Origin of the sequence: Enterobacter sp. PL1 (assembly GCF_945957325.1) — a bacterium.
In the GTDB taxonomy this organism is placed as follows: domain Bacteria; phylum Pseudomonadota; class Gammaproteobacteria; order Enterobacterales; family Enterobacteriaceae; genus Enterobacter; species Enterobacter roggenkampii.
In genome coordinates this window covers 68,488-94,551 of sequence record NZ_CAMFKT010000010.1, presented here as the reverse complement: position 1 = coordinate 94,551, position 26,064 = coordinate 68,488, and the positions used below count along the sequence as shown (strand labels likewise).

General features: G+C 56.5%; 26 protein-coding genes and 1 other RNA gene. 19 read left to right on the top strand and 8 right to left on the bottom strand.

Annotation, left to right across the window (positions count from 1 at the left end; all coding sequences use genetic code 11):
• Positions 1-30: 30 nt before the first annotated feature.
• Positions 31-1,731: an SgrR family transcriptional regulator gene (locus tag N6P30_RS11375; RefSeq protein WP_023293160.1), complete on the bottom strand. Its 1,701-nt coding sequence runs from the start codon at positions 1,729-1,731 to the stop codon at positions 31-33.
• 101 nt (positions 1,732-1,832) lie between these two features.
• Between N6P30_RS11375 and cof the strand changes: the two genes are divergently transcribed.
• The gene (gene cof, locus N6P30_RS11370) at positions 1,833-2,651 is read left to right on the top strand and encodes an HMP-PP phosphatase (RefSeq protein ID WP_023293159.1); all 819 of its coding nucleotides are present in this window, start codon (positions 1,833-1,835) and stop codon (positions 2,649-2,651) included.
• Positions 2,652-2,691: 40 nt separating this feature from the next.
• Here the strand turns inward: cof and N6P30_RS11365 are convergent, their stop codons facing one another.
• Positions 2,692-3,738, bottom strand: coding sequence for a PLP-dependent cysteine synthase family protein (locus tag N6P30_RS11365; RefSeq protein WP_008503308.1), 1,047 nt, complete (start codon positions 3,736-3,738; stop codon positions 2,692-2,694).
• 115 nt (positions 3,739-3,853) lie between these two features.
• Here N6P30_RS11365 and N6P30_RS11360 point away from each other — a divergent pair, with 115 nt between their 5' ends.
• From N6P30_RS11360 to amtB, 5 genes are all read left to right on the top strand, one after another.
• Entirely contained in the window at positions 3,854-4,312 is a 459-nt protein-coding gene (locus N6P30_RS11360; RefSeq protein WP_008503307.1) for an Lrp/AsnC family transcriptional regulator, read from the top strand.
• A 30-nt stretch (positions 4,313-4,342) separates the two neighbouring features.
• Positions 4,343-6,115: a SmdA family multidrug ABC transporter permease/ATP-binding protein gene (locus tag N6P30_RS11355; RefSeq protein ID WP_021241647.1), complete on the top strand. Its 1,773-nt coding sequence runs from the start codon at positions 4,343-4,345 to the stop codon at positions 6,113-6,115.
• Positions 6,108-7,889 carry a SmdB family multidrug efflux ABC transporter permease/ATP-binding protein gene (locus N6P30_RS11350; protein WP_023293158.1) on the top strand — a complete coding sequence of 594 codons (1,782 nt, stop codon included), beginning with the start codon at positions 6,108-6,110 and terminating at the stop codon, positions 7,887-7,889. Before N6P30_RS11355 ends, N6P30_RS11350 begins: the two co-directional genes overlap by 8 nt.
• 220 nt (positions 7,890-8,109) lie before the next feature.
• Positions 8,110-8,448: a P-II family nitrogen regulator gene (gene glnK, locus N6P30_RS11345; RefSeq protein ID WP_008503304.1), complete on the top strand. Its 339-nt coding sequence runs from the start codon at positions 8,110-8,112 to the stop codon at positions 8,446-8,448.
• 35 nt (positions 8,449-8,483) lie between these two features.
• Positions 8,484-9,773, top strand: coding sequence for an ammonium transporter AmtB (gene amtB, locus N6P30_RS11340; protein WP_008503303.1), 1,290 nt, complete (start codon positions 8,484-8,486; stop codon positions 9,771-9,773).
• A gap of 95 nt (positions 9,774-9,868) precedes the next feature.
• On the opposite strand, the gene tesB is transcribed toward amtB, so the two are convergent.
• Positions 9,869-10,729, bottom strand: coding sequence for an acyl-CoA thioesterase II (gene tesB, locus N6P30_RS11335; RefSeq protein ID WP_023293157.1), 861 nt, complete (start codon positions 10,727-10,729; stop codon positions 9,869-9,871).
• Between the two features lie 203 nt (positions 10,730-10,932).
• Between tesB and N6P30_RS11330 the strand changes: the two genes are divergently transcribed.
• Entirely contained in the window at positions 10,933-11,460 is a 528-nt protein-coding gene (locus N6P30_RS11330; RefSeq protein WP_008503301.1) for a YbaY family lipoprotein, read from the top strand.
• Positions 11,461-11,492: 32 nt separating this feature from the next.
• On the opposite strand, the gene N6P30_RS11325 is transcribed toward N6P30_RS11330, so the two are convergent.
• Positions 11,493-11,858 carry an MGMT family protein gene (locus tag N6P30_RS11325; protein WP_023293156.1) on the bottom strand — a complete coding sequence of 122 codons (366 nt, stop codon included), beginning with the start codon at positions 11,856-11,858 and terminating at the stop codon, positions 11,493-11,495.
• A gap of 118 nt (positions 11,859-11,976) precedes the next feature.
• On the opposite strand from N6P30_RS11325, the gene ffs reads away from it, so the two are divergent.
• The 6 genes from ffs to N6P30_RS11295 all read left to right on the top strand — a co-directional run bounded on the left by ffs (position 11,977) and on the right by N6P30_RS11295 (position 15,303).
• Positions 11,977-12,073, top strand: an RNA gene (ffs, locus tag N6P30_RS11320) — signal recognition particle sRNA small type.
• A 60-nt stretch (positions 12,074-12,133) separates the two neighbouring features.
• Positions 12,134-13,285 (top strand): N-acetylmuramidase family protein, encoded by a 1,152-nt coding sequence (locus N6P30_RS11315; RefSeq protein ID WP_227113906.1) that lies wholly within the window; start codon positions 12,134-12,136, stop codon positions 13,283-13,285.
• A complete protein-coding gene (locus N6P30_RS11310) occupies positions 13,282-13,890 on the top strand; it encodes a hypothetical protein (RefSeq protein WP_023293154.1) in 609 nt (202 codons plus the stop codon). Before N6P30_RS11315 ends, N6P30_RS11310 begins: the two co-directional genes overlap by 4 nt.
• A 106-nt stretch (positions 13,891-13,996) precedes the next feature.
• Positions 13,997-14,404: a hypothetical protein gene (locus N6P30_RS11305; protein ID WP_023293153.1), complete on the top strand. Its 408-nt coding sequence runs from the start codon at positions 13,997-13,999 to the stop codon at positions 14,402-14,404.
• A 435-nt stretch (positions 14,405-14,839) separates the two neighbouring features.
• Complete coding sequence (locus tag N6P30_RS11300) at positions 14,840-15,091, top strand: hypothetical protein (RefSeq protein WP_021241644.1); 252 nt, start codon at positions 14,840-14,842, stop codon at positions 15,089-15,091.
• Positions 15,088-15,303, top strand: coding sequence for a hypothetical protein (locus tag N6P30_RS11295; RefSeq protein WP_023293152.1), 216 nt, complete (start codon positions 15,088-15,090; stop codon positions 15,301-15,303). Before N6P30_RS11300 ends, N6P30_RS11295 begins: the two co-directional genes overlap by 4 nt.
• 82 nt (positions 15,304-15,385) lie before the next feature.
• Here the strand turns inward: N6P30_RS11295 and N6P30_RS11290 are convergent, their stop codons facing one another.
• A complete protein-coding gene (locus N6P30_RS11290) occupies positions 15,386-16,807 on the bottom strand; it encodes a PLP-dependent aminotransferase family protein (RefSeq protein ID WP_023293151.1) in 1,422 nt (473 codons plus the stop codon).
• An 86-nt stretch (positions 16,808-16,893) separates the two neighbouring features.
• On the opposite strand from N6P30_RS11290, the gene N6P30_RS11285 reads away from it, so the two are divergent.
• The 3 genes from N6P30_RS11285 (at position 16,894) to N6P30_RS11275 (ending at position 21,847) form a co-directional block, all read left to right on the top strand.
• Positions 16,894-17,505, top strand: coding sequence for a YczE/YyaS/YitT family protein (locus N6P30_RS11285; RefSeq protein WP_023293150.1), 612 nt, complete (start codon positions 16,894-16,896; stop codon positions 17,503-17,505).
• A gap of 78 nt (positions 17,506-17,583) precedes the next feature.
• Positions 17,584-18,654, top strand: coding sequence for a LacI family DNA-binding transcriptional regulator (locus N6P30_RS11280; RefSeq protein WP_023293149.1), 1,071 nt, complete (start codon positions 17,584-17,586; stop codon positions 18,652-18,654).
• 103 nt (positions 18,655-18,757) lie between these two features.
• Positions 18,758-21,847, top strand: a complete 3,090-nt coding sequence (locus N6P30_RS11275; protein WP_023293148.1) for a beta-galactosidase — start codon at positions 18,758-18,760, stop codon at positions 21,845-21,847.
• 39 nt (positions 21,848-21,886) lie between these two features.
• On the opposite strand, the gene N6P30_RS11270 is transcribed toward N6P30_RS11275, so the two are convergent.
• Positions 21,887-22,714 carry a nickel/cobalt efflux protein RcnA gene (locus N6P30_RS11270; RefSeq protein ID WP_023293147.1) on the bottom strand — a complete coding sequence of 276 codons (828 nt, stop codon included), beginning with the start codon at positions 22,712-22,714 and terminating at the stop codon, positions 21,887-21,889.
• 132 nt (positions 22,715-22,846) lie between these two features.
• On the opposite strand from N6P30_RS11270, the gene N6P30_RS11265 reads away from it, so the two are divergent.
• Complete coding sequence (locus N6P30_RS11265; RefSeq protein ID WP_008499280.1) at positions 22,847-23,119, top strand: metal-sensing transcriptional repressor; 273 nt, start codon at positions 22,847-22,849, stop codon at positions 23,117-23,119.
• Here N6P30_RS11265 and N6P30_RS11260 read toward each other — a convergent pair.
• Entirely contained in the window at positions 23,112-24,677 is a 1,566-nt protein-coding gene (locus N6P30_RS11260) for an EAL domain-containing protein (protein WP_008499281.1), read from the bottom strand. The genes N6P30_RS11265 and N6P30_RS11260 overlap by 8 nt on opposite strands.
• Positions 24,678-24,896: 219 nt before the next feature.
• On the opposite strand from N6P30_RS11260, the gene N6P30_RS11255 reads away from it, so the two are divergent.
• The gene (locus N6P30_RS11255) at positions 24,897-25,157 is read left to right on the top strand and encodes a type B 50S ribosomal protein L31 (protein ID WP_006176933.1); all 261 of its coding nucleotides are present in this window, start codon (positions 24,897-24,899) and stop codon (positions 25,155-25,157) included.
• A gap of 2 nt (positions 25,158-25,159) precedes the next feature.
• Positions 25,160-25,300, top strand: a complete 141-nt coding sequence (gene ykgO / locus N6P30_RS11250) for a type B 50S ribosomal protein L36 (protein WP_003859006.1) — start codon at positions 25,160-25,162, stop codon at positions 25,298-25,300.
• Here the strand turns inward: ykgO and N6P30_RS11245 are convergent.
• Positions 25,297-26,007 (bottom strand): GNAT family N-acetyltransferase, encoded by a 711-nt coding sequence (locus N6P30_RS11245; RefSeq protein WP_023293146.1) that lies wholly within the window; start codon positions 26,005-26,007, stop codon positions 25,297-25,299. The two genes, ykgO and N6P30_RS11245, sit on opposite strands and share 4 nt — an antisense overlap.
• Between the last annotated feature and the right edge of the window lie 57 nt (positions 26,008-26,064).

Sequence of the window (26,064 nt, the reverse complement as noted above, 5' to 3'; positions counted from 1 at the left end):
ACCGTCTGCCTGTGGCGGCGACCAGCTTCTTCACGATTTGGGGGCGGGCAGCCAGGCTTCGGTAAAATCAAACCAGCCGCGGGTGTTGAGGCGAATCCCATTCACGCCCGGCGGCGCGCTGATCTGATACTGATAATTAAAGAGCGGCGTCAGCACAGCATTTTCCATTAATCGGCTAAAAATGGCCTTCAGGCCCGCGTGCCGATCCCGAGCTTCGGCCTGAGTCTGTACCGCATCCAGCGTGGCTTGCAAATGGGCGTACGCCGGTGCGCTTAACACGTGTGGCCAAAGCGTATCGCAGCGCAGCCACTGCTCAAGCGTATACGCTGGCGCTTCGCCAATCAGCCTGTCGCCCATCATGATGTCTGCTTCGGCAAGCTGCTGGCATCCGTCCCACGTCTTGGCGTCATGAAAGATGACGGTCAGCTCACAACCCTGTAGCGCCAGGTACGTCTTCAACTGGCTGGCCATGGTGTGAAGCTCAACGGGAAGATGGTAAACCAGCGTCAGTGCTTCAGGCAGGGCAACATCGGTTAAATCAGTCCATTCGGGGATTGTCCAGCCGGGAAGCAGTTCCCCGGTGGGGGTGATGAGCCCTTCGTTTAGCGGAAGCGTGTGGAGAAGCCTGGAGTGATGAATGATATTAATCAGCCGCTTTGCCTGGTTCTCACTCAGGCGTGCGCTCTGTTTTAGCGTGAGGTAACAGAACCCCAGGCTGGTGCTGCTGCTTACCAGCCGCAGACTTTCCAGCTCGTCGGCCTCACCAATCGCGATTTGCACCGGGTGACGGCAGCTGGTACCCAACCTGTGATCAAAAAGCTGGGGTGTGATCCAGTATTCGATGGCTTTGAGCAGCGGATGGCTCAGGTGGTACTGCTCATGGCTTTCCAGACGAACCAGGTCGGGTTCAAAGGCGACCAGCCGAAAGGGGCCGCTGCCAATCGTCGAATGGTCGGGATGCGCCAGACGGCTACAGTAGGTTGCCAGCCTGTGCGGCAGCCAGTAGTCCGGATGATGCAGCGTAAACGTCAGGCACTGCGGATGCGTTGTTTCGATACAGAGGACGCTCTGAAACAGGGTGCGCAGGGCGGGAAGCGTCAACAGCGCGGTCAGGCTCCGCTGGAGATGCGCCGTTTCAATTTTATCGCCGTTATGCCAGTGCAGCGTGGAGCGAATGTAGAAATGCCAGCGCAGGCCATCATCCGACACATCCCAGTGATGCGCCAGATCGCCCGTAGGCTCACTGCTGTTGCCGTGAAATCGCGTCAAACCTGAGAAGACTTGCCCTGCCAGATGCTGCTCTGCCCGACCCGGTAAAAAGCCCGGCTGAAGCGGCTCCAGTGAGCGGTAGTAGGGGATGCGCAGCGTCGGCGTGTCGTTTTGCCACTGCCCACCCAAAAACGGGTGCAGCAGCGCACGCAAATCTTCGGGAGCAAGCTGCGCCAGCTCGAGGGCGTTATGCTGCTGCCCGCTTTTTAGCGCTTCTTCCATCATCGTGTTGCGCAGTGATTCCGGAGTGACGTGAAACGTCAGCGCACCGCGCCTTCCACGCCCGGATTGCGCGCGCCAGGTCAGCCAGCCCGCCTCCTGGGCCTGACGCAGCAGAGTACGGACATGTCGCTCGCTACAAAAGCAGCGGCTGGCAAGTTCATTTACGGTTACCTGCTGCGGCGCGCCAGCGGAAGGTTGCCACAGGCGTTGATACTGGTTAAGACGGTTAAGCTGGCGCATAAGAAACCCGGAACAATAATTTTCATCTATTCACTATTACTTCCGTATATCTCACACGATACTGATGCACAAGTTAACCGCATCACATTTCGGGAGTAATCATGGCTCGGCTCGCTGCATTTGATATGGACGGTACGCTGTTAATGCCGGATCACCGTTTAGGGGAGAAAACCCTGAACACGCTGAAGCGCCTGCACGAGCGTAATGTCACCCTGACGTTTGCCACCGGGCGCCATGTTCTGGAAATGCGCCATTTGCTGGGCGCGTTTGCCCTCGATGCCTTTCTGATCACCGGTAACGGGACGCGAATTCACTCTGTAGAAGGCGATGTGCTGTACCGACAGGATCTCAACCCGGAAGTGGCGGATATCGTGCTGCACAGTACCTGGGACACGCAGGCCAGCATCCACGTCTTTAACGATCGGGGCTGGTTTACCGGAAGCGACATCCCGGAATTATTGCACGCGCATGTGTATAGCGGTTTTAAATACCAGCTTATCGATCTGCGTCGGATCCCCGCCCATGCGGTGACCAAGATCTGCTTCTGCGGCGATCACGACGATCTCTGTCGCTTACGGATCCAACTGAATGAGGCGCTGGACGACCGGGCGCACCTGACCTTCTCGGCGGTGGATTGCCTGGAAGTGCTGCCGGTGGGCTGTAACAAAGGTTCCGCTCTGGCGGTGCTGAGCGACCACCTGGGCTTAACGCTGCAGGAGTGTATGGCGTTCGGTGACGCCATGAACGACCGCGAAATGCTGGGTAGCGTAGGTCGCGGTCTGATCATGGGGAATGCGATGGCGCAGCTGAAAGCAGAACTTCCCCATCTGCCGGTTATCGGTCACTGCCGTAATGAAGCAGTGTCCCATTTTTTGACGCATTGGCTGGACAATAACAACCTCCCATATTCCCCCGAATAGTGAGACCCTTCCAGCAAGCCAGACTTCGGTCTGGCTTTTTTTATTTCAGCAGTTGAGCAATCTGCGCCTTCCAGGGGGCGATATCACCGATGTTGGCCTGCACCCACTCCGCATTGTAGTAGGTCTCGAGATAACGCTCGCCGCTGTCGCACAGCAGCGTGACGATGGAACCGGTGCGTCCCGCTTCGCGCATACGTGCGGCAAGCTGCAGCGCGCCCCACATATTGGTGCCCGTCGAGGCGCCCACTTTGCGGCCCAGCTGCGTTTCCAGCCAGTGCGCCGTTGCCACGCTGGCGGCATCCGGCACGCGCATCATCTCGTCCACCACGTCGGGGATGAAAGAGGGCTCGACGCGCGGACGGCCAATCCCTTCAATTTTACTCCCCACCGGGCTGCGCAGACCGGCATCGCGGTTTTGCCAGTAGTCGAGGAACACGGAGTTCTGCGGGTCAACTACCATCAGCTGGGTATCGTAACCCTGACAGCGGATATAGCGTCCGATCGTGGCTGACGTACCGCCGGTACCGGCGCTCATCACAATGTAGGACGGAACCGGATGCGGTTCGTGGGTCATCTGGCGGAAAATACTGTCGGCAATGTTGTTATTACCGCGCCAGTCCGTCGCGCGCTCGGCGAAGGTGAACTGGTCCATATAGTGGCCGTTCAGCTCACGGGCCAGCATTTCGGAGGCGGCGTAGATTTCGCAGGCGCTTTCCACAAAGTGGCAGCGACCGCCGTAAAATTCGATCTGTTCGATTTTGCGTTTTGCGGTGCAGGAGGGCATCACCGCAATAAACGGCAGGCCCAGCAGGCGGGCGAAATAGGCTTCGGACACCGCCGTTGAACCGGAAGAGGATTCAATGATGGTGGTGCCTTCTTTAATCCAGCCGTTACATAAACCGTATAAAAACAGCGAGCGCGCCAGGCGATGCTTCAGGCTGCCGGTAGGATGGGTGCTTTCATCTTTCAGATAGAGCTGAATGCCGTCAAATCCCGGCAGGGAAAGGCGAATCAGGTGCGTATCCGCCGAGCGCTGATAGTCGGCATTGATTTCGCTGATCGCATGTTTAACCCAGGTGCTATTCATCGTCGTTATCCGTTTGTCATTTTGTGCCTAGCATAGCGAAAAGCACAGAAAAAATTGTTGCTATCTGGCCTTTAAAATAGAATTAAGGGAGAAAAATTTTCTCTGTGAGGTGGGTATGCTAGATAAAATTGACCGCAAGCTCCTTTCATTGCTGCAAAGTGACTGTACCCTCTCTTTGCAGGCGCTGGCAGATGCCGTTAATCTGACCACCACCCCGTGCTGGAAGCGGCTTAAGAAGCTGGAAGATGACGGTATTCTTCTGGGGCGCGTCGCGCTGTTAGATCCTGAAAAACTGGGGCTTGGGTTGACGGCATTTGTGCTGATAAAAACCCAGCATCACAGCAGCGAGTGGTATTGCCGCTTCGTTACCCAGGTGTCTGAGATGCCCGAAGTGCTCGGTTTCTGGCGTATGGCCGGCGAGTACGATTACCTGATGCGCGTCCAGGTGGCCGACATGAAGCGTTATGATGACTTCTACAAGCGGCTGGTGAACAGCGTGCCGGGGTTATCGGACGTCACCTCAAGCTTCGCTATGGAACAGATTAAATACACCACAGCATTACCCATTGAATAACTTCGTAAAATACCTTCAGGAACAAACCGCGTGCGATTATTTGCCCAATTAAGCTGGTACTTTCGTCGGGAGTGGCAACGCTACCTCGGTGCAGTCGCCCTGCTTATTATCATTGCTATCCTGCAGCTGATCCCGCCGAAAGTGGTGGGCTACGTCGTGGATGGCGTCACCGAACAGCATTACACCACCGCACGGGTGTTGATGTGGGTTGGCACGCTGGTGCTGACGGCGGTCATTGTTTATCTGCTGCGCTACGTCTGGCGCGTGCTGCTGTTTGGTGCGTCCTATCAGCTGGCCGTTGAGCTGCGTGAAGATTTTTATCGCCAGCTGAGTCGACAGCATCCCGAATTTTATCTGCGCCATCGCACCGGGGATCTTATCGCGCGCGCGACTAACGACGTCGATCGCGTGGTCTTTGCCGCCGGGGAAGGGGTGCTGACGCTGGTGGACTCGCTGGTAATGGGCTGCGCGGTGCTGATCGTCATGTCCACGCAGATCAGCTGGCAGCTGACCCTGCTGGCGCTGCTGCCGATGCCGCTCATGGCGCTGGCGATCAATCGCTACGGCGAACAGCTGCACGAGCGCTTCAAGCTGGCGCAGGCGGCGTTTTCGTCGCTGAACGATCGCACCCAGGAGAGCATGACCAGCATACGCATGATCAAAGCGTTTGGTCTGGAAGACCGGCAGTCCGCGCTGTTTGCCGCCGATGCGGCCGACACGGGGGCGAAAAACATGCGCGTCGCGCGTATTGACGCGCGATTTGATCCAACGATTTATATCGCAATTGGCATGGCAAATATGCTGGCGATTGGCGGCGGGAGCTGGATGGTGGTGCAGGGCACGCTCACCCTGGGCCAGTTGACCAGCTTTGCCATGTATCTGGGGCTGATGATCTGGCCGATGCTGGCGCTGGCCTGGATGTTTAACATCGTGGAGCGCGGCAGCGCCGCCTACAGCCGTATTCGCGCCATGCTGGCCGAAGCGCCGGTGGTCAATGACGGCAGCGAAGCGTTGCCGGAAGGACGCGGCGTCATGAAAGTCGACGTCCGCAAGTTTATCTATCCGCAAACGGAACATCCGGTACTGGAGAACGTCAGTTTTACCCTTCAGCCGGGCCAGATGCTCGGCATCTGCGGCCCGACGGGCTCCGGTAAAAGTACCGTACTCTCGCTGCTCCAGCGCCATTTTGACGTTACCGAGGGCGATATTCGTTTCCATGATATTCCGCTGACCAGGCTGCTGCTGGATGAGTGGCGTGGTCGCCTGGCGGTCGTCAGCCAGACGCCGTTTCTTTTTTCTGACACCGTGGCGAACAACATCGCACTTGGGTGCCCTGCGGCAACGCAGGAAGAGATCGAGCATGTGGCGCGTTTAGCCAGCGTACATGATGACATTTTGCGCCTGCCGCAGGGCTACGAAACGGAAGTCGGGGAACGCGGCGTCATGCTGTCCGGCGGGCAAAAACAGCGTATCTCCATTGCCCGCGCGCTGCTGCTCAATGCGGAAATCCTGATTCTGGACGATGCGCTCTCCGCCGTGGACGGCCGTACCGAGCATCAGATCCTGCATAACCTGCGCCAGTGGGGCGACGGACGCACGATAATTATCAGTGCCCACCGTTTGTCAGCGCTCACCGAAGCCAGCGAAATTCTGGTTTTGCAGCACGGCCATATTGCCCAGCGCGGGCAGCATGAAACGCTTAGCGAGCAGCCGGGCTGGTATCGCGATATGTACCGCTATCAGCAGCTTGAGGCGGCGCTGGACGATGCGCCGGAGCAGGATGAGGAGGCCGCCAATGCGTAAGCTTGGAACGATGTCGCCGACGCTCAAACGTCTGCTGGCCTACGGCTCGCCGTGGCGCAAACCGCTCTCCGTGGCCGTGCTTTTACTCTGGATTGCGGCGATTGCCGAAGTGAGCGGACCGCTGCTCATCAGCTATTTCATCGACAATATGGTCGCCAAAAGCTACCTGCCGCTCGGGCTGGTGGCGGGGTTAGGCGTGGCCTACGTTGGGTTGCAGCTGGCGGCGGCAGGGCTGCACTATGCGCAGTCGCTGCTGTTTAACCGTGCAGCCGTAGGCGTTGTTCAGCAGTTGCGTACCGATGTGATGGACGCGGCGCTTCGCCAGCCGCTCAGCGAGTTTGATATCCAGCCGGTCGGGCAGGTGATTTCGCGCGTGACCAACGATACCGAGGTGATCCGCGATCTGTACGTCACCGTGGTGGCAACCGTGCTGCGCAGCGCGGCGCTGATTGGCGCGATGCTGGTGGCGATGTTCAGCCTCGACTGGCGCATGGCGCTGGTGGCGATAACGATCTTCCCGGCGGTGCTGATCGTCATGGTGATTTACCAGCGTTACAGCACGCCAATTGTGCGCCGGGTGCGCGCCTATCTGGCCGATATCAACGATGGCTTCAACGAAGTGATCAACGGCATGAGCGTCATCCAGCAGTTCCGCCAGCAGGCGCGCTTTGGCGAGCGCATGGGCGAAGCCAGCCGTTCGCACTATATGGCGCGTATGCAGACGCTGCGCCTGGACGGTTTCCTGCTGCGACCGCTGCTGAGCCTGTTCTCGGCGCTGGTGCTTTGCGGGCTGCTGATGCTCTTTGGCCTGAGCGCAAACGGTACGATTGAAGTGGGTGTGCTGTACGCTTTCATTAGCTATCTGGGACGCCTTAACGAGCCGCTGATCGAACTCACTACGCAGCAATCGATGCTGCAACAGGCGGTTGTCGCCGGTGAGCGCGTCTTTGAGCTGATGGACAGGCCGCGCCAGGCCTACGGCAATGACGAGCGACCTCTGCAAAGCGGGGCTATCACCTTTGATAACGTCTCATTTGCCTATCGCGAAGACCGTCTGGTGCTGCAGGACATTACGCTCGATGTGCCGTCACGCGGTTTCGTCGCGCTGGTGGGCCATACCGGCAGCGGTAAAAGCACGCTCGCCAGCCTGCTGATGGGCTACTATCCGGTCACGCAAGGCGAAATCCGCCTCGACGGACGTCCGCTCGCGTCGCTTAGCCACACGGTGTTACGCAAAGGCGTTGCGATGGTGCAGCAGGATCCGGTCGTGCTGGCCGATACCTTCTACGCCAACGTAACCCTGGGACGGGACTATTCGGAGGCGCAGGTTTGGGCGGTACTGGAAACGGTGCAGCTGGCAGAGCTGGCGCGCGGGTTCAGCGACGGGATCAACACGAAACTGGGCGAGCAGGGCAACAATCTCTCCGTGGGGCAAAAACAGCTCCTGGCGCTGGCGCGCGTCCTGATTGAAACGCCGCAGGTGCTGATTCTGGACGAAGCCACGGCCAGCATAGATTCTGGAACCGAGCAGGCGATTCAGCAGGCGCTGGCCGCCGTACGCGACCATACGACGCTGGTGGTGATTGCTCACCGGCTCTCCACCATCGTTGACGCGGACACGATTCTGGTGCTGCATCGCGGACAGGCCGTGGAGCGCGGTACGCACCGCGAGCTGCTGGAAGCACAAGGGCGCTACTGGCAGATGTACCAGCTGCAGCTGGCGGGCGAAGAGCTGGCCGCCAGCGTGCGTGATGAAGAGTCCCTTAGCGCCTGATGCACTAAAATGAGGCGCCGCGCTAACAGTCATTCCTGTTGGTGCAAAACTGAAACGCACCCTGCACCGGCATGGTGCGTTTTTTTTCACCGGTTCATTTATCAGAACCGCGTAACGCACATCGCGCCGCGATTCCCTCACGTTTTCATTTCTGGCACATCCCTTGCAATACTTTCCGCGTAAGCTGCGGCCATTACCGAATTCTGACTGGAGGGGATCTATGAAGCTGGTTACGGTTGTAATCAAACCATTCAAACTCGAAGACGTGCGCGAAGCATTGTCTTCAATGGGTATTCAGGGACTGACTGTCACCGAAGTGAAAGGCTTTGGTCGTCAGAAGGGTCATGCCGAGCTTTATCGCGGGGCGGAATACAGCGTTAACTTTCTGCCAAAAGTAAAAATTGATGTCGCGATTGCTGACGATCAGCTTGATGAAGTCATTGATGTCATTAGCAAAGCGGCCTACACCGGCAAAATTGGCGACGGCAAAATTTTCGTTGCCGAACTGCAGCGCGTCATTCGCATCCGTACCGGCGAATCTGACGAAGCGGCACTGTAATTAACGCCTGGCACACAGTGATAGGGATCGAGAAAATGAAGATAGCAACACTTAAAACGGGTCTGGGTTCGCTGGCGCTGCTGCCGGGCCTGGCGCTGGCTGCTGCCCCTGCGGTGGCCGACAAAGCCGATAACGCCTTTATGATGATCAGCACCGCGCTGGTGCTGTTCATGTCCATTCCGGGCATTGCGCTGTTCTACGGCGGTCTGATCCGTGGCAAAAACGTTCTCTCCATGCTGACGCAGGTTGCCGTGACGTTTGCACTGGTCTGCGTGCTTTGGGTGGTTTACGGTTACTCTCTGGCGTTCGGCACGGGTAACGCGTTCTTTGGTAACTTCGACTGGGTGATGCTGAAAAACATTGAACTGACCGCGCTGATGGGCAGCTTCTATCAGTATATTCACGTGGCGTTCCAGGGCTCGTTCGCCTGCATTACCGTCGGGCTGATTGTGGGCGCGCTCGCCGAGCGCATTCGTTTCTCTGCGGTCCTGATCTTCGTTGTGGTCTGGCTAACGCTCTCCTATGTGCCGATTGCGCACATGGTCTGGGGCGGTGGTCTGCTGGCCACGCACGGCGCGCTGGACTTCGCGGGCGGTACCGTTGTTCACATTAACGCCGCGGTCGCGGGTCTGGTGGGCGCATACCTGATTGGCAAACGCGTGGGCTTCGGTAAAGAAGCGTTCAAACCGCACAACCTGCCGATGGTCTTTACCGGTACCGCGATCCTCTACTTTGGCTGGTTTGGCTTCAACGCCGGCTCAGCCAGTGCCGCGAACGAAATTGCCGCACTGGCCTTCGTGAACACCGTGGTGGCCACGGCGGGTGCAATCCTCTCCTGGGTGTTTGGCGAGTGGGCGGTGCGCGGTAAACCTTCCCTGCTGGGTGCCTGTTCAGGTGCGATTGCCGGTCTGGTTGGTATCACCCCTGCGTGTGGTTATGTCGGTGTCGGCGGCGCGCTGCTGGTCGGCCTGGTGTCTGGTCTGGCGGGTCTGTGGGGCGTCACCGCACTGAAACGAGTTCTGCGCGTGGATGACCCTTGCGATGTGTTCGGCGTGCACGGCGTGTGCGGGATTGTCGGCTGTATCATGACCGGTATCTTCGCGGCGAAATCGCTCGGTGGCGTGGGCTACGCAGAAGGCGTCACCATGGTTCATCAGGTGCTGGTGCAGCTGGAAAGCATCGCTATCACCGTGGTGTGGTCTGCAGTTGTCGCGTTCATCGGCTACAAGCTGGCGGACATGACGGTGGGCCTGCGCGTACCGGAAGAGCAGGAGCGCGAAGGTCTGGATGTGAACAGCCACGGCGAGAATGCGTATAACGCATGATCTGAGTGTCTTGCCGGGTGGCGGCTTCGCCTTACCCGGCCTACAACAGCACAAAACGTAGGCCCGGTAAGCATCGCGCCACCGGGCTTTTTACATCAACCTCTGTTACGCATCACCCCTTCCTGCACTGTTGAAGCGACCAGCACGCCGTCCTGAGTATAAAACTCCCCACGCACAAACCCGCGGGCGCTGGATGCCGACGTACTCTCCACGCTGTAGAGCAGCCACTCGTTCATGTTGAAGGGACGGTGGAACCACATCGAGTGATCGATCGTCGCGACCTGCATCCCTTTTTCGAGGAAGCCGACGCCGTGCGGCTGCAGCGCCACCGGCAGGAAGTTGAAGTCAGACGCATAGCCCAGCAGATACTGATGGACGCGGAAATCTTCCGGCACGGTGCCGTTGGCGCGGATCCACACCTGACGCTTTGGCTCGGCGGTGTGGCCCTTCATCGGGTTGTGGAACTCGACGGGGCGGATCTCAAGCGGCTTATCGCAGAGAAACTTCTCTTTAACCTGCGGCGGCAGCAGATGCGCCAATGCGCGAGCGATATCCGTTTCCGATTTGAGATCGTCCGGCGAGGGGGCAGGGGGCATGACTTTCTGATGCTCATAACCCGGCTCCGGCGCCTGGAAAGAGGCGGTCATGTAAAAGATCGGCTTACCGTTCTGGATGGCCGCGACGCGGCGCGCGCTGAAGCTGTTGCCGTCTCGCAGAACTTCAACGTCATACACGATGGGTTTCGCGCTATCGCCAGGGCGTAAAAAGTAGCTGTGGAATGAATGCACCAGACGGTCTGCCGGGACAGTCTCCTTTGCAGCGTACAGCGCTTGTCCAACGACTTGCCCACCGAAGACCTGGCGTAAGCCTAAATCTTCGCTCTGTCCGCGAAAGAGTCCTTCCTCAATTTTTTCCAGATTCAGTAATGTCAGCAGATTGTTCAGTGCCTGACTCATAGTTGTCCTCAATAAACGCCGTAGCGAAAGATAGGCAGAGTATAACGCAGAAATGAAAGTGGTCCGATGGGTAGAATAATCTGAATATCGGGATGATTTCAGGCATTAATCAGTGAGTTGTGCCACACTTAAAAACGTTATGTGATTGAAACGACATCGGATGGGATCGATCCCGCTGGTGCATTGATGATAAGGAGACTTCAATGAAACTCGTGCCTATGCTAAGTGGTGTAGCGATTGCGGTGGCGTTGTCCGCCTGTGCCGGTAAGAGCGCCCAGGTGCCAGTGCCAGCAGCTGACCCGAACGGGATTAATACCCTTTCGCAGCAGTCCATTCAGCAGCCTAACGTTTCCGGTACCATCTGGATTAAACAGAAAGTTGCGTTGCCGCCGGATGCGGTATTAACGGTGACGCTGTCTGATGCTTCCCTGGCCGACGCGCCGTCGAAAGTCGTGGCCCAGCGTGCCGTCCGTACTGAAGGCAAGCAGGCGCCGTTTAGCTTCGTGTTGCCGTATAACCCGTCGGACGTGCAGCCTAATGCCCGTATTCTGCTGAGCGCAGCGGTCACCATCAACGGTAAGCTGGTGTTTATCACCGATACGGTCCAGGAAGCGATTAACAACGGTGGAACCAAAATCGACCTGAACCTGGTGCCAGTACAGCAGACCGAAGTACCGGTCGCACCGCAAACCAATCAGCCGTCTCTGCCAACCCCACCGACGCAGATGTAATGTGGTTATTCCCCTCTCCTTCGGGAGAGGGGTCAGTACACCCACCGGTACTTCTGCAAATCGATCTGACCCGACCCTGACACCTGGACACCCTCTGAAAGTAACGCCTGACGCTGACGCTGAAGATCCGGCCCGGTGAGCGAAATGTTCCCATGACGATTCACCACGCGATGCCAGGGCAACGTACTGCCTTCCGGCAGCCGTTTCAGGACGCCTCCAACCTGTCGCGCCGCGCGCGGGGAACCGGCCAGGCGCGCAACATCACCATAGGTAGTGACATAGCCTTCCGGTATTGAGGCCACGATTTGCCATACGCGCTGTGGAAAGGAGTCGTGTTCGTCCATACCTTCACCTGTGGGGGGAGTTTCTGGAACGCTATGGTAAACGAAGATCTTCATGATTGCTGCGCCTGTTTGCGCAAGAAACCAGCATCCGGTTCCTGGTCACTTGCAATTGGGCTTTAGCACAGGGATAATGCGCCAGCGCGTTGGTTATCAACGCTCTCAATGGGGGCTCTGTTGGTTCTCCCGCAACGCTACTCTGTTCACCAGGTCAGGTCCGGAAGGAAGCAGCCAGGGCAGACGACGTGTGTGCCGGGATGTAGCTGGCAGGGCCCCCACCCATTTGTGCTCCCAATAACTCCTGTTTTCAGTGTTTACCTGGTGCGGCGCAAGTGGCGTATCAATGCCTGCTGGATGTGAGCAGCTTGATGCTGTCGATCACGAGATGCGGTTTCCCACTAACCGTATATTTTTTCATTTATGAGTACTCAGAAATGGATAATTCTCTCAGACGTTTGTCACCTTTATTGAAAAGTGCCGTAGGAACGCCAGGTAAAGCAGGAAACTTTCAGCGCGACGTGATTATCGTGCAATACCTGTTTAATTTCATTAAGCCTATCATCCAGTATGACATCCCAGAAGATGGGATTATTTCCCCGACATTGATCAGAACCATCAGCCAGTTTCAGTCCATTCATTTGCGTTTCCAGCATCCCGATGGGGTTATTGAGCCAGAAGGGAAGACTTTCCGTGGATTAGTTGCTGCTGCGATGAAATATCCCCTTGCGTCTCAACAATCGTCTTTCACGTCTTCATTTTTTAGGCAACCTTCTGCCAATGAAAATAGCGTCCGTCAGCTGGTTAACGATTATCTGAGAAAAGAGCGCTACAACGTAGCAGATGAAACCCTTGAGCGAAGCAAGCTCATGGCACCTGGTATTGATGGGGCTGTATCGCTGACGGAACAGGACTTTACTGAAGCCTGGGAAAATCTTAATCGTCGGGTAGAACTGAATATCATCAAAGCTTTTTCTATTGTGGAGTCGGGCGGACGATCTGGGTTTAATGCTTTAAATCTACCGATTATTGCGTATGAAGGGCATATTTTCCGTAAATACACCAAAAGGAAATACGATCAAACCCACCCTTTTTTGTCTTATAAATATGTAAAGAAAGCGGGTCCGGAATGGCAAAAAAACAATATCGACCAGCTTTCTGCATGGAATACCCTGGCGAAGGCTTACGCACTTGATGCCGAAGCTGCGATAAAATCGTGTTCATGGGGGATGTTTCAGATTATGGGGTTTAATTACGAATCGTGCGGTTATAAAGATCTCGGCACATTTTTAAAAGATATGAAGTCAAATGCCGGTAAGCAATTAAATGCTTTTTTACATTTGTGCAATAAGAACAGCTCACTACTGTCGGCAATGGTAAATAAGGACTTTTATAATATGGCATTCAACTATAACGGAAGCGATTTCGGTGATTATGACGTTAAAATTCGCAGAACGTATGAAAGCCTGGAGAAGGGGCGGAGATGAAAATTAAAATGATGCGCATAGTTTGCGGTTTTTCAGTCTTAATGGCGGCGTTTTCTTCGTATGCCACGACGCTACAGTCTGGCGTATATGAAGGTTTGTTACTCGCCGTCTCACCGACGGGCAATATCACCGGGTATTACTCTGAATCGGCTGAAGACAGCATAAAACGTACCTGCAATTTCTTTCTGACAGGCCATGTTTCAGCGCAACAGCCAGACACCATCACTTCATGGTCTTCATCTGTGCTCGCGGGCCATATTGCCGCGAATACCGCGGGTGTCACATTAGCCATTCCTGATGGGCAAAACCATGCTGGGTGTATGAATGTGCTGATGCCTGAAATTGCGACAGGTCTGGAACTGGAGAGGACGCGGCAGACACAGTGGCAAACGCTGATGAAGGTAAGCAGCCCGCGGGCTTATCTGAGCTCCACGCCTGATGCCGCGACCCGGCGTAAAGCCTGGATCGTTAAAGGAGACGTAGTAGGGGTAATACAAACCCAGGCTGGCTGGGCAGAGGTAGAGTTTGTCGCCCGTAGCGGAAAAACGACGCACGGCTGGGTGAATAGCAATGACGTTCAGCCGTTAACGCCTCCTGCATCCTGATCGATTTATTTCTCCCCCTGAATTCAATATTGCCGGGCGATGCTTTCGCATCGGCAATCTCATTAAGCTAATCCGTAACGCTATTTTCCCCGCATGACCGCACCCTATGACACTGAAAATGAGAGTTATAGCTAGCCGTCAGGGGCCCACCCATTTGTGCGACAGATATTCCGCTCCCGATCTCACGGTAGATGAGATCGAACATGCCCGTCGTATGGCACTGGAAGGTAAAATTGAAGCGTTCACACAATTTGTGAACTCTTGCCGAAGCGTGATCAAAAACTATGAGCCGCCAGTGTTCAGGTACACAGGGGAAAATGTGGTCGCTTTATCTTCTTGTACGGCGGTATCTTTAAGGACTGCGGTTAGTCGTCCGTATTATGGTTATGTTAAAAAAGCCGTAAAAGATGAACAGCCAGAAGACCTATTTACAGTCAAAGGCAGCAATACGAACCTCCAACCACTGATTGAAGAGGTTGGGCGATCCTACATGGTAGTGGAAAATGTAGCTTAGATGGAGTTTGGTCAAAAGCCATACAAAGCCGGGTCAGCCCCGGTTTTTTTGTGTCTGTCGCATGAGAAAACGGCTTGCCAGTGTATACTTTTGGTGATACAAAATCATTGCCCCACCGCTTTTTAGTGCATTGAAATACATAGGTTTTATTAGAAAAAGCTTAGCTGGCAGGGCCCCTACCCATTTCCGCCCTCATAAAATCTTCCTGCTTTCACCTCTCACTTTTGACTGCTATCCCACAATAATATTATGCCTATATCGTGTAATATATATTTCATCGCGCTGAAATATTATTGTCATAAACCTGTAATAATAGACTGTCATTTTATAATTGGACGTCTATTTTCTTCCATAACTCGAAAAAATTTATATCTGGATAACATTGTTAACTTCGTGTATTAAATAAAGTACTTATTCCGAAGGGAAGTGATAAACATGGCTACAGCGGTATTAAACGTTAAGATTGATGACGCGCTAAAAGAAAGGCTTCGCCACTATGCGGAAGTGAATAACGAGAATTTAAGCGTGACGACAGAGAAACTGCTGCTGCTGGCGTTCGAGGCAGTAGAAGAGGCGGGAGTATCGGAAGAGGATATTGATAATCAGCATACGGAAGAAGAGAATGTTTCTCCATTTACTCCTAAAGAAATCAAGGCTCTACGTAAACTTCTGAAGAAGAGAAAATGAAACAACAACTGTCAACTGCCAATGACTACAAAGAGGCCTGCGATTTGTTGCGTTCAGGCTACGTGAAGCATGTACGTCTTGGCTGGAATGTCGGAAGTGATGAGTTCTTTCGTATTGCGTCTGACTGGTGTGATACTGGCGCAAAAATAAAGAAAGACGGTGAAAACTTCGTTATTTCACTTAAAGGGTTTCCTATTCCTGCTCAGCATTAATTCCGGACTGGTGAAAACTGCTGACTGTATCCATGACAGTCAGCAGTTTTTATTTTTTATGATCGGCTTCAAACTTTTGCTATTAAATGACGCTGCGTTTTACGGATGGCACGTTTTTATTCAGGGCGAGCCATAACGGTTTAATCCTCAGCAGCGCCTGTTCAAGCTCTGTCGGCTCGAGCGAGAAGGGCATCCGCAAATAGCGGTCAAACGCACCCGATAAACCAAACCGCGTACCGGTCCCCAGATTAATCCCCAGAATCTCAGCCCGCGCGGCAAGCTGCGTCGCCAGCATGCCGGGGAGCTCAATCCAGTATGAGAGCCCGCCCTCTGCTTCATGGAATGTCCACTCCGGGAAATGTTCACGCAGCAGTTCACCGCATCGATCGCGTCGTTCCGCCAGCATTTTGCGGCGTGCGGGTAGAAACGTCTCGCTGTTGTTGATGAGCCACAGCGCCGCTAGCTGTTCCAGCAGCGGCGAGCCTAAATCCAGCGTATCGCGCGTCTGGGCAAGCGTGGCGATCGTGCGCGAGGACGCGCGGATCCAGCCGAGACGCAGCCCGCCCCAGAAGCTTTTTCCGGCAGAACCTAAGGTGATGACGGTGGCCTGCGGGTTAAAGGAGGCCAGCGGGGGCGGAGGAGGGGCGTCAAACCAGAGATCCACCATCGTTTCATCCACCACCAGCGTCGTACGGGTTTGCGCAGCAATGTCGGTAATGGCCTGACGGGTCGCGACATTCATGCAGCGCCCGGTGGGGTTATGAAAATCAGGCATCAGGTACGCCAGGCGCGGCGCGGTCTGGGCAAGCGTGGCGGCGAAGCCGTCCGTATCCCAGCCCGTTTCCGGCAGCGACACCCCCACGGGCCGACACTGCGCGCCCTGAATGGCGGCAATCGCCAGCGGATAGGTGGGATGATCGACCACGACGCGATCCCCGGGCCCGGTCATCATCCGCAGGACCAGCGCGAAGCCGCTGACGGCGCCATTGACCACCATCACTTCGTCCGCGCGGGTGGGAAGGCCCCGCGCGGTGTAGCGCGCAGCGATGGCCTCCCGCAGCGTCGGGAGCCCTAGCTGATCGTAACCCGTCAGCGCGAGGTGCTGCGTAATGGCCGTGAGCGCGTGGGTATACGCCTGGTGGATTTCCGGCCCGGCATTGAGGGCGGCAGTAGAGAGATCCAGTGCGGCACTCGCCGCGGAAAGCGTGGGAACGGCGCGCGTATCCGGGAGGATCACGCGTGACCCGCTGCCGTGGCGGCTCTCAAGATATCCCTCCTCGCGCAGATGGGCGAGGGCGCTGCTGATGGTGGTCCGGCTTACGTCCAGCGCCGTGGCCAGCTCGCGCTCTCCCGGTAGCCGTGTATTCAGTGCCAGACGTCCATCAAGAATTAACAGGCGCAGCGCGTCGGCCAGCTGTCGCCAGAGCGGGGTTCGGGATGAGGCTTGTTGCCAGTGGCCTAAAAGGCGTACCAGAGACTGACTTCCGAAGCGGCGTGACGACATATGCAGTCCACTATTTGAAAACTGGACATTAATCATAGTGCCATTTTAGGTCAGGATGAAAGTCTGGTTCACTGGAGAAGATAAAAATGGTACGTCGTCTGCTACAACTCTATGTCGGTTTAGGACTGTATGGCCTGTCCACCGCGATGTTTATTCGTTCCGATTTGGGTGTCGATCCCTGGGATGTTTTTCACCTTGGGGTGGGGATACAGCTGGGGATGACTATCGGAATGGTGATCATTTTAACCGGTGCTGCGGTGCTGCTGCTGTGGATCCCCCTGCGCCAGATGCCGGGCCTGGGCACCATCAGCAACGTGATTTGTATCGGTCTGGCGGCGGATGCCAGCATGGCGCTTATCCCGGAACTGGACTCGTTACCTGTGCGCATCGCTTTCCTGGTGTCGGGCATCGTGATGAACGCGATTGCGACCAGCATGTACATCGGTGCCGGTTTTGGGCCAGGCCCGCGCGACGGCCTGATGACCGGCATTCATGCCCGGCTGGGATGGTCCATTCGCAGCGTGCGTACCTCCATTGAGGTCTCCGTCCTGCTGATTGGGTGCGTGCTTGGCGGCACGTTTGGGGTGGGAACGGTAGTGTATGCTCTGACCATTGGCCCGCTTATCCAGCTCTGTCTGCCCTGGTTCCGCCAGAAGCCGCGGGTTGCTGAAATCGCGCAGCCGGAGCGGGTTGTTTAATTTTGCGAAGCGCTCACATGTTTTAACGGCGTCGCTGTGCCACAATAATGGGCCCCGACTCACGCGATGCCACAATGCATGAAAGCTATCACTCTCTATGATGTCGCCCTCCTTGCGGGGGTTTCTTATCAGACCGTCTCTCGCGTCATTAACGACGCGGAGCATGTGTCTGCCCGTACCCGGGAAAAGGTTCAGCAGGCGATGGCGGAGCTGCACTACGTGCCTAACCTGCGGGCACAGCAGCTGGCGGGTAAACGCACCCGCACGCTGGGACTCATCACCACCGATCTGGCCCTGCATGCGCCCTCGCAAATTGTGTCGGCGGTAAAATCACGTGCGGCCGAAAAAGGGGCGAGCGTCCTCATTTCCATGGTGGAGCAACCGCAGCAGTGTCAGGCCGCGCTTCAGGCGCTGCTGGCACAGCGGGTGGAGGCGTTGCTGGTGAATGTGCCGCTCGACGATCCTGACGCCGAAGCGCTCAGGGCGCTGGCATCACCTGTTCCGGTGCTGTTCCTTGATGTCTCGCCTTCAGCACAGGTAAACAGCCTCGTGTTTAACGCCGGGCAGGGCGCGCATCTGGGCGTTGAGCATCTGCTTTCGCTGGGGCATCAGCATATTGCTCTGCTGAGCGGGCCGGAAAGCTCGGTCTCTGCTCGGGCGCGTCTGGCGGGATGGAAAGCGGCTCTGGCCCGCGCGGGGCATGAAGCCACTGCGGTGGCCTACGGAGACTGGAGCGCGGCCAGCGGTTATGAGAAAGGACATGTGCTGCTGTCGGGTACCGCATTGCCGGATGCCATTCTGGTGGCGAACGATCAAATGGCGCTGGGGGTAATGCGCGCCTGCGCGGAAAAGGGGATCGCGATTCCAGGTCAGATGTCGGTGGTCGGGTTCGACGATACGGCTGACAGCGCCTGGTTTTCCCCGCCGCTGACGACCATTCGCCAGGCATTTCGCGAGGCGGGCGAGCGTAGCGTGGAGTGGCTGCTGGCGCCCACCGAAGGCGAGACGTGCTGGCAGGTTCAGCTGCCGGTGACGCTGGTTACCCGCCATTCCAGCGCGCGCCGCGCGCCGCAGCAGGCCGAACGCGAGGATCTGGCGCAGCAGCTCAGAAGCCTGGCTCTCCTGGCCGAGCAGCTTGTCCGCAAATAAGACTTTTGTGATCGGACTCGCTAGCCTGCGATTGAATGCTTTACCGTCGCAGAATGCCAGGGCATGTTAACCAAAATTGTGAGCGCTTCGCAAAGAGGTTACTATGTCCAACACATCCTCGCTGACCCTCAGCGACATCCTGGCCCGTCGGGACTGGGAAAACCCCGGCGTTACCCAGTGGAACCGCCTGCCCGCACACGCGCCGTTGCACAGCTGGCGTAATGAATCTTCCGCCAGAGATGACGCTGGATCTATCAGCAGGCGCTCTCTTAACGGGATGTGGCGATTTAGCTACTTTTCTGCACCCGAGCAGGTTCCTGAGGCATGGGGCAGCGAAGATTGCGCGGATGCCGTCGCGATGCCCGTGCCGTCGAACTGGCAGATGCAGGGGTTCGACACGCCTATCTACACTAATGTCACCTATCCCATTCCCGTTAACCCACCTTTTGTGCCGCAGGACAACCCGACAGGTTGTTACTCGCTCACATTTGACGTGGATGACGCCTGGCTTCAGCGCGGGCAAACCCGAATTATTTTTGACGGTGTGAACTCGGCGTTCCATCTGTGGTGTAACGGGCAGTGGATAGGCTATTCCCAGGACAGTCGATTGCCCGCCGAGTTTGACCTTTCGGCGGCATTACGCCCCGGGCAGAACCGCCTGGCGGTCATGGTCTTGCGCTGGTGCGACGGCAGCTATCTGGAAGATCAGGACATGTGGCGCATGAGCGGCATTTTCCGCGATGTCTCCCTGCTGCATAAGCCGGAGACGCACATTGCGGATTATCACGTGGTCACCGATCTGAATGCGGAGCTGGACCGCGCGGTGCTCAAAGTCGACGTCGCGCTGGCAGGCACTGACTACCCGGAATGCGAGGTGGCGATCACGCTGTGGCGCAACGGCGAGCGGTGTGGCAGTACTACCCAACGGCCCGGATCTGCCATTGTGGACGAGCGCGGCAACTGGGCCGAGCGGTTAACGGCGGCGATCCCGGTTACAGCCCCGGCGTTATGGAGCGCAGAAACCCCGGAACTCTATCGTCTGACGATCGCGCTTTTGGATGCGCAGGGCAACGTGCTGGAGACGGAAGCCTGCGATGTCGGCTTCCGCCGGATTGAAATCAGCAACGGCCTGCTGAAGCTCAACGGTAAACCGCTGCTGATCCGCGGGGTTAACCGGCACGAGCATCATCCGGAAAACGGCCAGGTGATGGACGAAGCGACGATGCGTCGCGATATCGAGATCATGAAGCAGCACAACTTCAACGCCGTGCGCTGCTCGCATTACCCGAATCATCCGCTGTGGTACCGGCTTTGCGATCGCTACGGGCTGTACGTCGTTGACGAGGCCAATATCGAAACCCATGGCATGGTGCCGATGAGCCGCCTTGCTGACGATCCGCGCTGGCTGCCCGCCATGAGCGAGCGCGTGACCCGCATGGTGCAGCGCGATCGTCATCATCCCTCAATTATCATCTGGTCGCTGGGCAATGAGTCCGGGCACGGCGCAAACCACGACGCACTGTACCGCTGGGTGAAATCCACGGATCCGACGCGTCCGGTGCAGTATGAAGGCGGCGGCGCGAACACGGCGGCGACCGATATTGTCTGTCCGATGTATGCCCGGGTCGATCAGGATCAACCCTTCCCGGCGGTGCCTAAATGGTCAATCAAAAAATGGATCGGCATGCCGGATGAAACGCGTCCGCTGATCCTCTGCGAATACGCCCACGCGATGGGAAACAGCTTCGGCGGGTTCGCGAAATACTGGCAGGCGTTTCGCAGCCATCCTCGCCTGCAGGGGGGATTTGTCTGGGACTGGGTCGATCAGGCACTAACGAAGAAAGACGAAAATGGCAACGCGTTCTGGGCGTACGGCGGGGACTTTGGCGATAAGCCAAACGATCGACAGTTCTGCCTCAACGGCCTGGTCTTCCCCGATCGCACGCCGCACCCGGCGCTGTTCGAGGCGCAGCGCGCGCAGCAGTTCTTCACCTTTACGCGGGTCAGCACTTCTCCGCTGGTGATTGAGGTGCAAAGCGGGTATCTGTTCCGCCATACCGATAACGAAGTGCTGAGCTGGACGGTTGCCCGGGATGGGAAGGTACTGGCTTCGGGCGAGGTGACGCTGGCGATAGCCCCTGAAGGCGTTCAGCGTCTGGAGATCGCTCTGCCGGAATTGAAAGCCGAGCCGGGGGAAGTCTGGCTGAATGTTGAAGTGCGCCAGCCGCGGGCAACGCCGTGGTCACCGGCTGACCATCGCTGCGCGTGGGAACAGTGGCTGCTTCCGTCTCCGCTGTTTGTCGCACCGCCAGCCTCTGCGGGCGAGCCGCCGGTTTTGACGCAAAACGACCGCATCCTTGAGATCGCGCATGGTCAACAGCGCTGGCAGTTCGATCGCGCAACCGGAAACCTGGCTCAATGGTGGCGAAATGGCGTGGAAACGCTGATATCGCCTCTGACGGATAACGTCAGCCGTGCGCCGCTGGACAATGATATTGGGGTGAGTGAAGCGACGAAGATCGATCCGAATGCCTGGGTTGAGCGCTGGAAAGCGGCGGGCATGTACGATCTCACCTCGCGCGTTCTGTACTGTGAGGCAGCGCAGCACGCAGACGAGGTGGTGGTCACAACCCAGCACGTGCTTGCGTATCGCGGCAACGCGCTGTTTCTGAGTCGTAAAACCTGGCGGGTGGACGATCGGGGAGTTCTGCACGGCGACATTCAGGTGGATATTGCGTCTGATATCCCGGAACCCGCGCGCGTTGGCCTGAGCGTTCATCTCGCCGAAACGCCGGAAAACGTGTCCTGGCTGGGGCTGGGGCCGCATGAAAACTACCCGGACAGAACGCTGGCGGCGCAGCAGGGGCGCTGGACATTACCCCTGGCGGAGATGCACACGCCGTATATCTTCCCGACGGAAAATGGTTTGCGCTGTGATACGCGGGAGCTGGCGCTGGGAACGCATCAGCTGAACGGCCGGTTCCATTTCTCGGTGAGCCGCTACGGCCAGCAGCAGCTGCGGGAGACAACCCATCACCATCTGCTGCGCGAAGAGCCGGGATGCTGGCTCAATCTCGATGCGTTCCATATGGGCGTGGGCGGCGACGACTCCTGGAGCCCCAGCGTCTCGCCGGAATTCCTCCTGCAGACACGCCAGCTTCGCTATACCTTCAGCTGGCAGCAGAACCCTTAACTGACCCTGGAGATGCGGCCACAGAGTGTGGCCGCAGGCTTACGCCAGAATGCCGCTCAGGCCATGCAGGCTCATATAAATACCTACCACGGTAATCAGCGCAGCGGAGATCCACGGTGCTTTACGGGAGAATTCGCTAAACCCGGGCCAGCGTTTGGTCGCGTGCTTGAGGCTCAAGGCGGCAATCGCGCCGGAAGCGACAAGCGTTAACGCCAGACCAATGCTAAAGCTGAACACCAGCGTCGCGCCGAGGGCGAAATGCTTCAGCTGCAGGCAGATCAGCAGAACGGTAATGGACGCCGGGCAGGGGATAAGCCCGCCGGTCAGGCCAAACATCACGATCTGTCCGGTGGTGACGTTTTGGCCGCTGAAGCGCCGGTTAATATCCTGCGCGTGCGCGCGCTGGTGGGCGTCCTGCCACTCTTCTTCAACCAGCGGGTGTTCGTGGTGGTGATGTTCATGATGATGGTCATGGTCATGGTCATGGTGGTGGTGATGATCATGGTCGTGATGATGATCGTGTGGCTGGTTCTCTTTCCAGGTTCGCCACGCCATCCACAGGGCGATCGCAACGATCAATACCCCTGAGATCAGCTGGAACCAGGGTTCAGACGTATGCGCATCCCATCCCCGACCAAACCATAAACCCGCCATGGCGATAATCCAGACTACTGCCGTATGCGAAAGCGTGGCTGCCAGGCCGAGCAGGACCGCCTGTTTCAGCGTGCCGCGGATAGCCACGATAAAGGCGGCCATCATGGTTTTTGAGTGACCCGGCTCCAGGCCATGTAGTGCACCGAGCAGGATAGCGCTGGGAACAAACAGCCAGGCATTACCCTGCTGCAGGAGTGAGGCGAAATCGTTCATTGAAATTTCCGGAGTGGAAGCGTGCGCAAATAGTACTCCCCCCCAGTAGCTTAATACTACCCCCCAGTAGAAAAATACTCAGGGGGAGTAGAGCGTGATATGCTCTAAAAGCCAAAACTGAGGGAGACAGAGATGTCACATACCGTTCGCGACAAGAAGATGTTACTGACTCGCCTGAAGAAAATTCAGGGGCAGAGCACCGCGCTCGAAAAAATGCTCAACAGCGAACACGAATGTGCCGAGGTGTTACAGCAGCTGGCGGCGATCCGTGGAGCGGTCAACGGCATGATGATGCAGGTGATTGAAGGGCACCTTACCGATCACGTGGTGAAAGAGCCCGAAGAGGCGCAGCGTGAAGCCGATCTTGGCGTGGTGCTGCAGGTGATGAAATCCTACCTTAAGTAGCGTGCGTGCCGAGGTTATTCTCTGCCCAAAGAATAAATTCCGTCTTTGGTAGCGCTTTGCTGTAGTACCAGCCCTGCCCGTACTGCACGCCGTGCTGGTGCAGCCAGGCGAGCTGCCCGGCGGTCTCGACGCCTTCCGCCACCATCGCCAGCTTCAGCGACTTCGCCATTTCAATAATGTGCGGCGTCACGTTTTTATACTCCAGCGCATCCACGAACGATTTATCAATTTTTAGCGTGTCGACATCCAGATCCTGCAGATAGCTCAGGCTGGAATAGCCCGTACCAAAATCATCAATATAGACAGGGTGCCCCGAACGGCGGAATGCGGCGATAGCCGGCGCGCTGATTTTGGGATCGGCAAAGCCGCGCTCGGTAACCTCAAGGGCGATTTGGCCTGGGTGGACCTTCCATTTGTTCAGCAAGTGACTCAGCAGCGGCGGCAGCGTGCCGGAGGTCAAATCGGCGGGCGCGAGGTTGATGGAGATATGCTGATCGGGGTGAAGATGCAGCCAGCTGCCCATATCCTCGAACACCTTTTCGATAACGAGCTGCGTCAGCTGGGAGATAAGCCCGGTTTGTTCAGCAAGAGGGATAAAAATATCAGGCGAGAGGCTGCTTCCGTCCGGCTGCGGCCAGCGGGTCAGCGCCTCTGCGCCGACAATTTTTCCGCTACACAGCGCCACGATGGGCTGATAGTGAACCACAAAATCGCGGCTGTTAATGGCGTCGAGCAGGCGGTTGCGCGGCGACTGGATGCGACGCAGTATCCGCAGGACAAAGAGCGCGGCAAGCAGGCTTATCAGGATGCCGAAGGGCAGCCACAAAAGCAGCTGCCGGTGCCAGGTTTCAGCCAGCGGTTTGAGCGTAGCCCATGCAACGACGGTAAACCCCAGTTCAGGGACGGGCTTCATAACGTACATTGAACCATCGTACTGTATGCTGGTCATCTCCTGACCCATGATCATGTCACGGATATGCGGATCGAGCGTATTGCTGCTGGCAAAGATGCGGCGTGTGGTATTTCCTACCAGGGCAGCATCAATCGCTATCTCGCCGAAGGGGATCACATCCACAAGCGAGGCCGGATCGACCAGAACCAGGTAATGACCTTGCCCCAGTACGGCCATGTAGCGATGAAACCCCAGATCGTTTTGCGTGGTCAGCCATGCGCTGTAACCATCTTCGGTAACGCGCATCGGCGGGGGGAAAGGGGCGGCATGGCTGGTTTGTTCAAGAGAGGAGCAGAGTGGCCTGAGGTTGTCGATATAAATCACTTCCTGCACATATCGCCACGAGAAAGCGACCCGTCGCATCTCCCTTAACTGCAGGGGGCTGCACGGCACACCCTCAAAGGCCTGCAGATGATTGAGCGCTTCCTTCGCCTGATCCACGACCTTGTCGGTACGTATCAGCACGCGTGAGGCATAGTTATCCAGCGCATCGACAAATTTATCTTCCGCCTGACGATGAGCCAGCCAGATGCTCAGGCAAATGGGGACCAGCACGGAAAAGATAAGTATGCCAGTCACCAGACTGACCAGATGTCGGGTTTTCATGCTGTCGTTTCCTTCCTCGTATACCCGTTCCTGAGCACTGAGTTCCCTGCCTGAAGAGAAAGATTTTACCGCGAAATGATATAGTTATAGCACGTGGGTGGCGTGATTTTCATTTTATCTCAGGTAAACCAGAAAATATCGTCAGAAGGAAGGGGTTGTTTTTTTAACCTGGCCTGGATATTATTTTGTTATGTTATAACAAAACATAAGGGATTTACGATGAAACCAAACATCCATCCAGCGTATCGCACCGTGGTATTCCACGACACCAGCGCGAATGAATACTTCAAAGTGGGTTCAACCATTAAGACCGACCGCGAAATTGAACTCGACGGTGAAACGTATCCGTACATTACCATCGAGGTTTCTTCAAAATCGCACCCGTTTTATACCGGTAAGCAGAAAACGTTCTCCACGGACGGCAGCGCAGCGCGCTTCCGCAAGCGTTTTGGCGGTTTTCTCAATGCGAAGCGGGGCTAACCATGCAGGTACTTAACTCATTGCGCAGTGCAAAACAGCGTCACCCGGATTGCCAGATAGTCAAACGCAAGGGACGCCTGTACGTGATTTGCAAATCCAATCCGCGCTTTAAGGCGGTGCAGGGCCGTAAAAAAAGACGCTAAACGCGCGTTTCTCGCCAGCTTTCCAGGGATCTTTTCTGTTTGCCATCGGCAGTAAAATTGTCGGTGGCAAGCCAGCTTTCAAAGGCGTTTGCCAGCGCCGGCCACTCTTTGTCGAGAATCGAAAACCAGTCGGTATCCCGGTTATGACCTTTTATGACCAGCGCCTGACGAAAACGCCCCTCAAACTGAAAACCCAGACGCAGTGCCGCTTTGCGGGAAGGCTCGTTCAAACTATTGCACTTCCACTCATAACGCCGGTAGCCCAGGGTATCGAACACATACCGCATCAGCAGATATTGCGCCTCTGTTGACATGGGCGTGCGGCTTAAAAGAGGCGAGAAGTGAACGTGCCCCACCTCCACAACCCCGTTTTTAGGATCGATCCGCATCAGGGACAGCGTCCCAACGGGGGACTGAGTCCGGTTATCCATCACGGTAAAGTGGATGGGATCGGATAACTCACTTACGCTCGCCACCCATTCGGCAAACTCCTCTGCGGTGGCATCGGGTTCACGCAGTAGCCACGTCCAGCTGCGCGTATCTTCAGCCAGGGAATAGGCGGAAAACAGCGCGTTGGCATGCTCCACGCGCAGCGGTTCAAGCCGACAAAAGCGTCCCTGAAGCACGACCCGGGACGGGTGCTGACGAGGCTGCCAGTCGCTAAGCGCTTCGCCTACGGGCTGTCCGAACTGATTGAATGTCTTCATCTTAATTTCCGTGACGTTGAAAAGAGTTCCAGACTAGTGAATTGCTGGTTCCTTAAA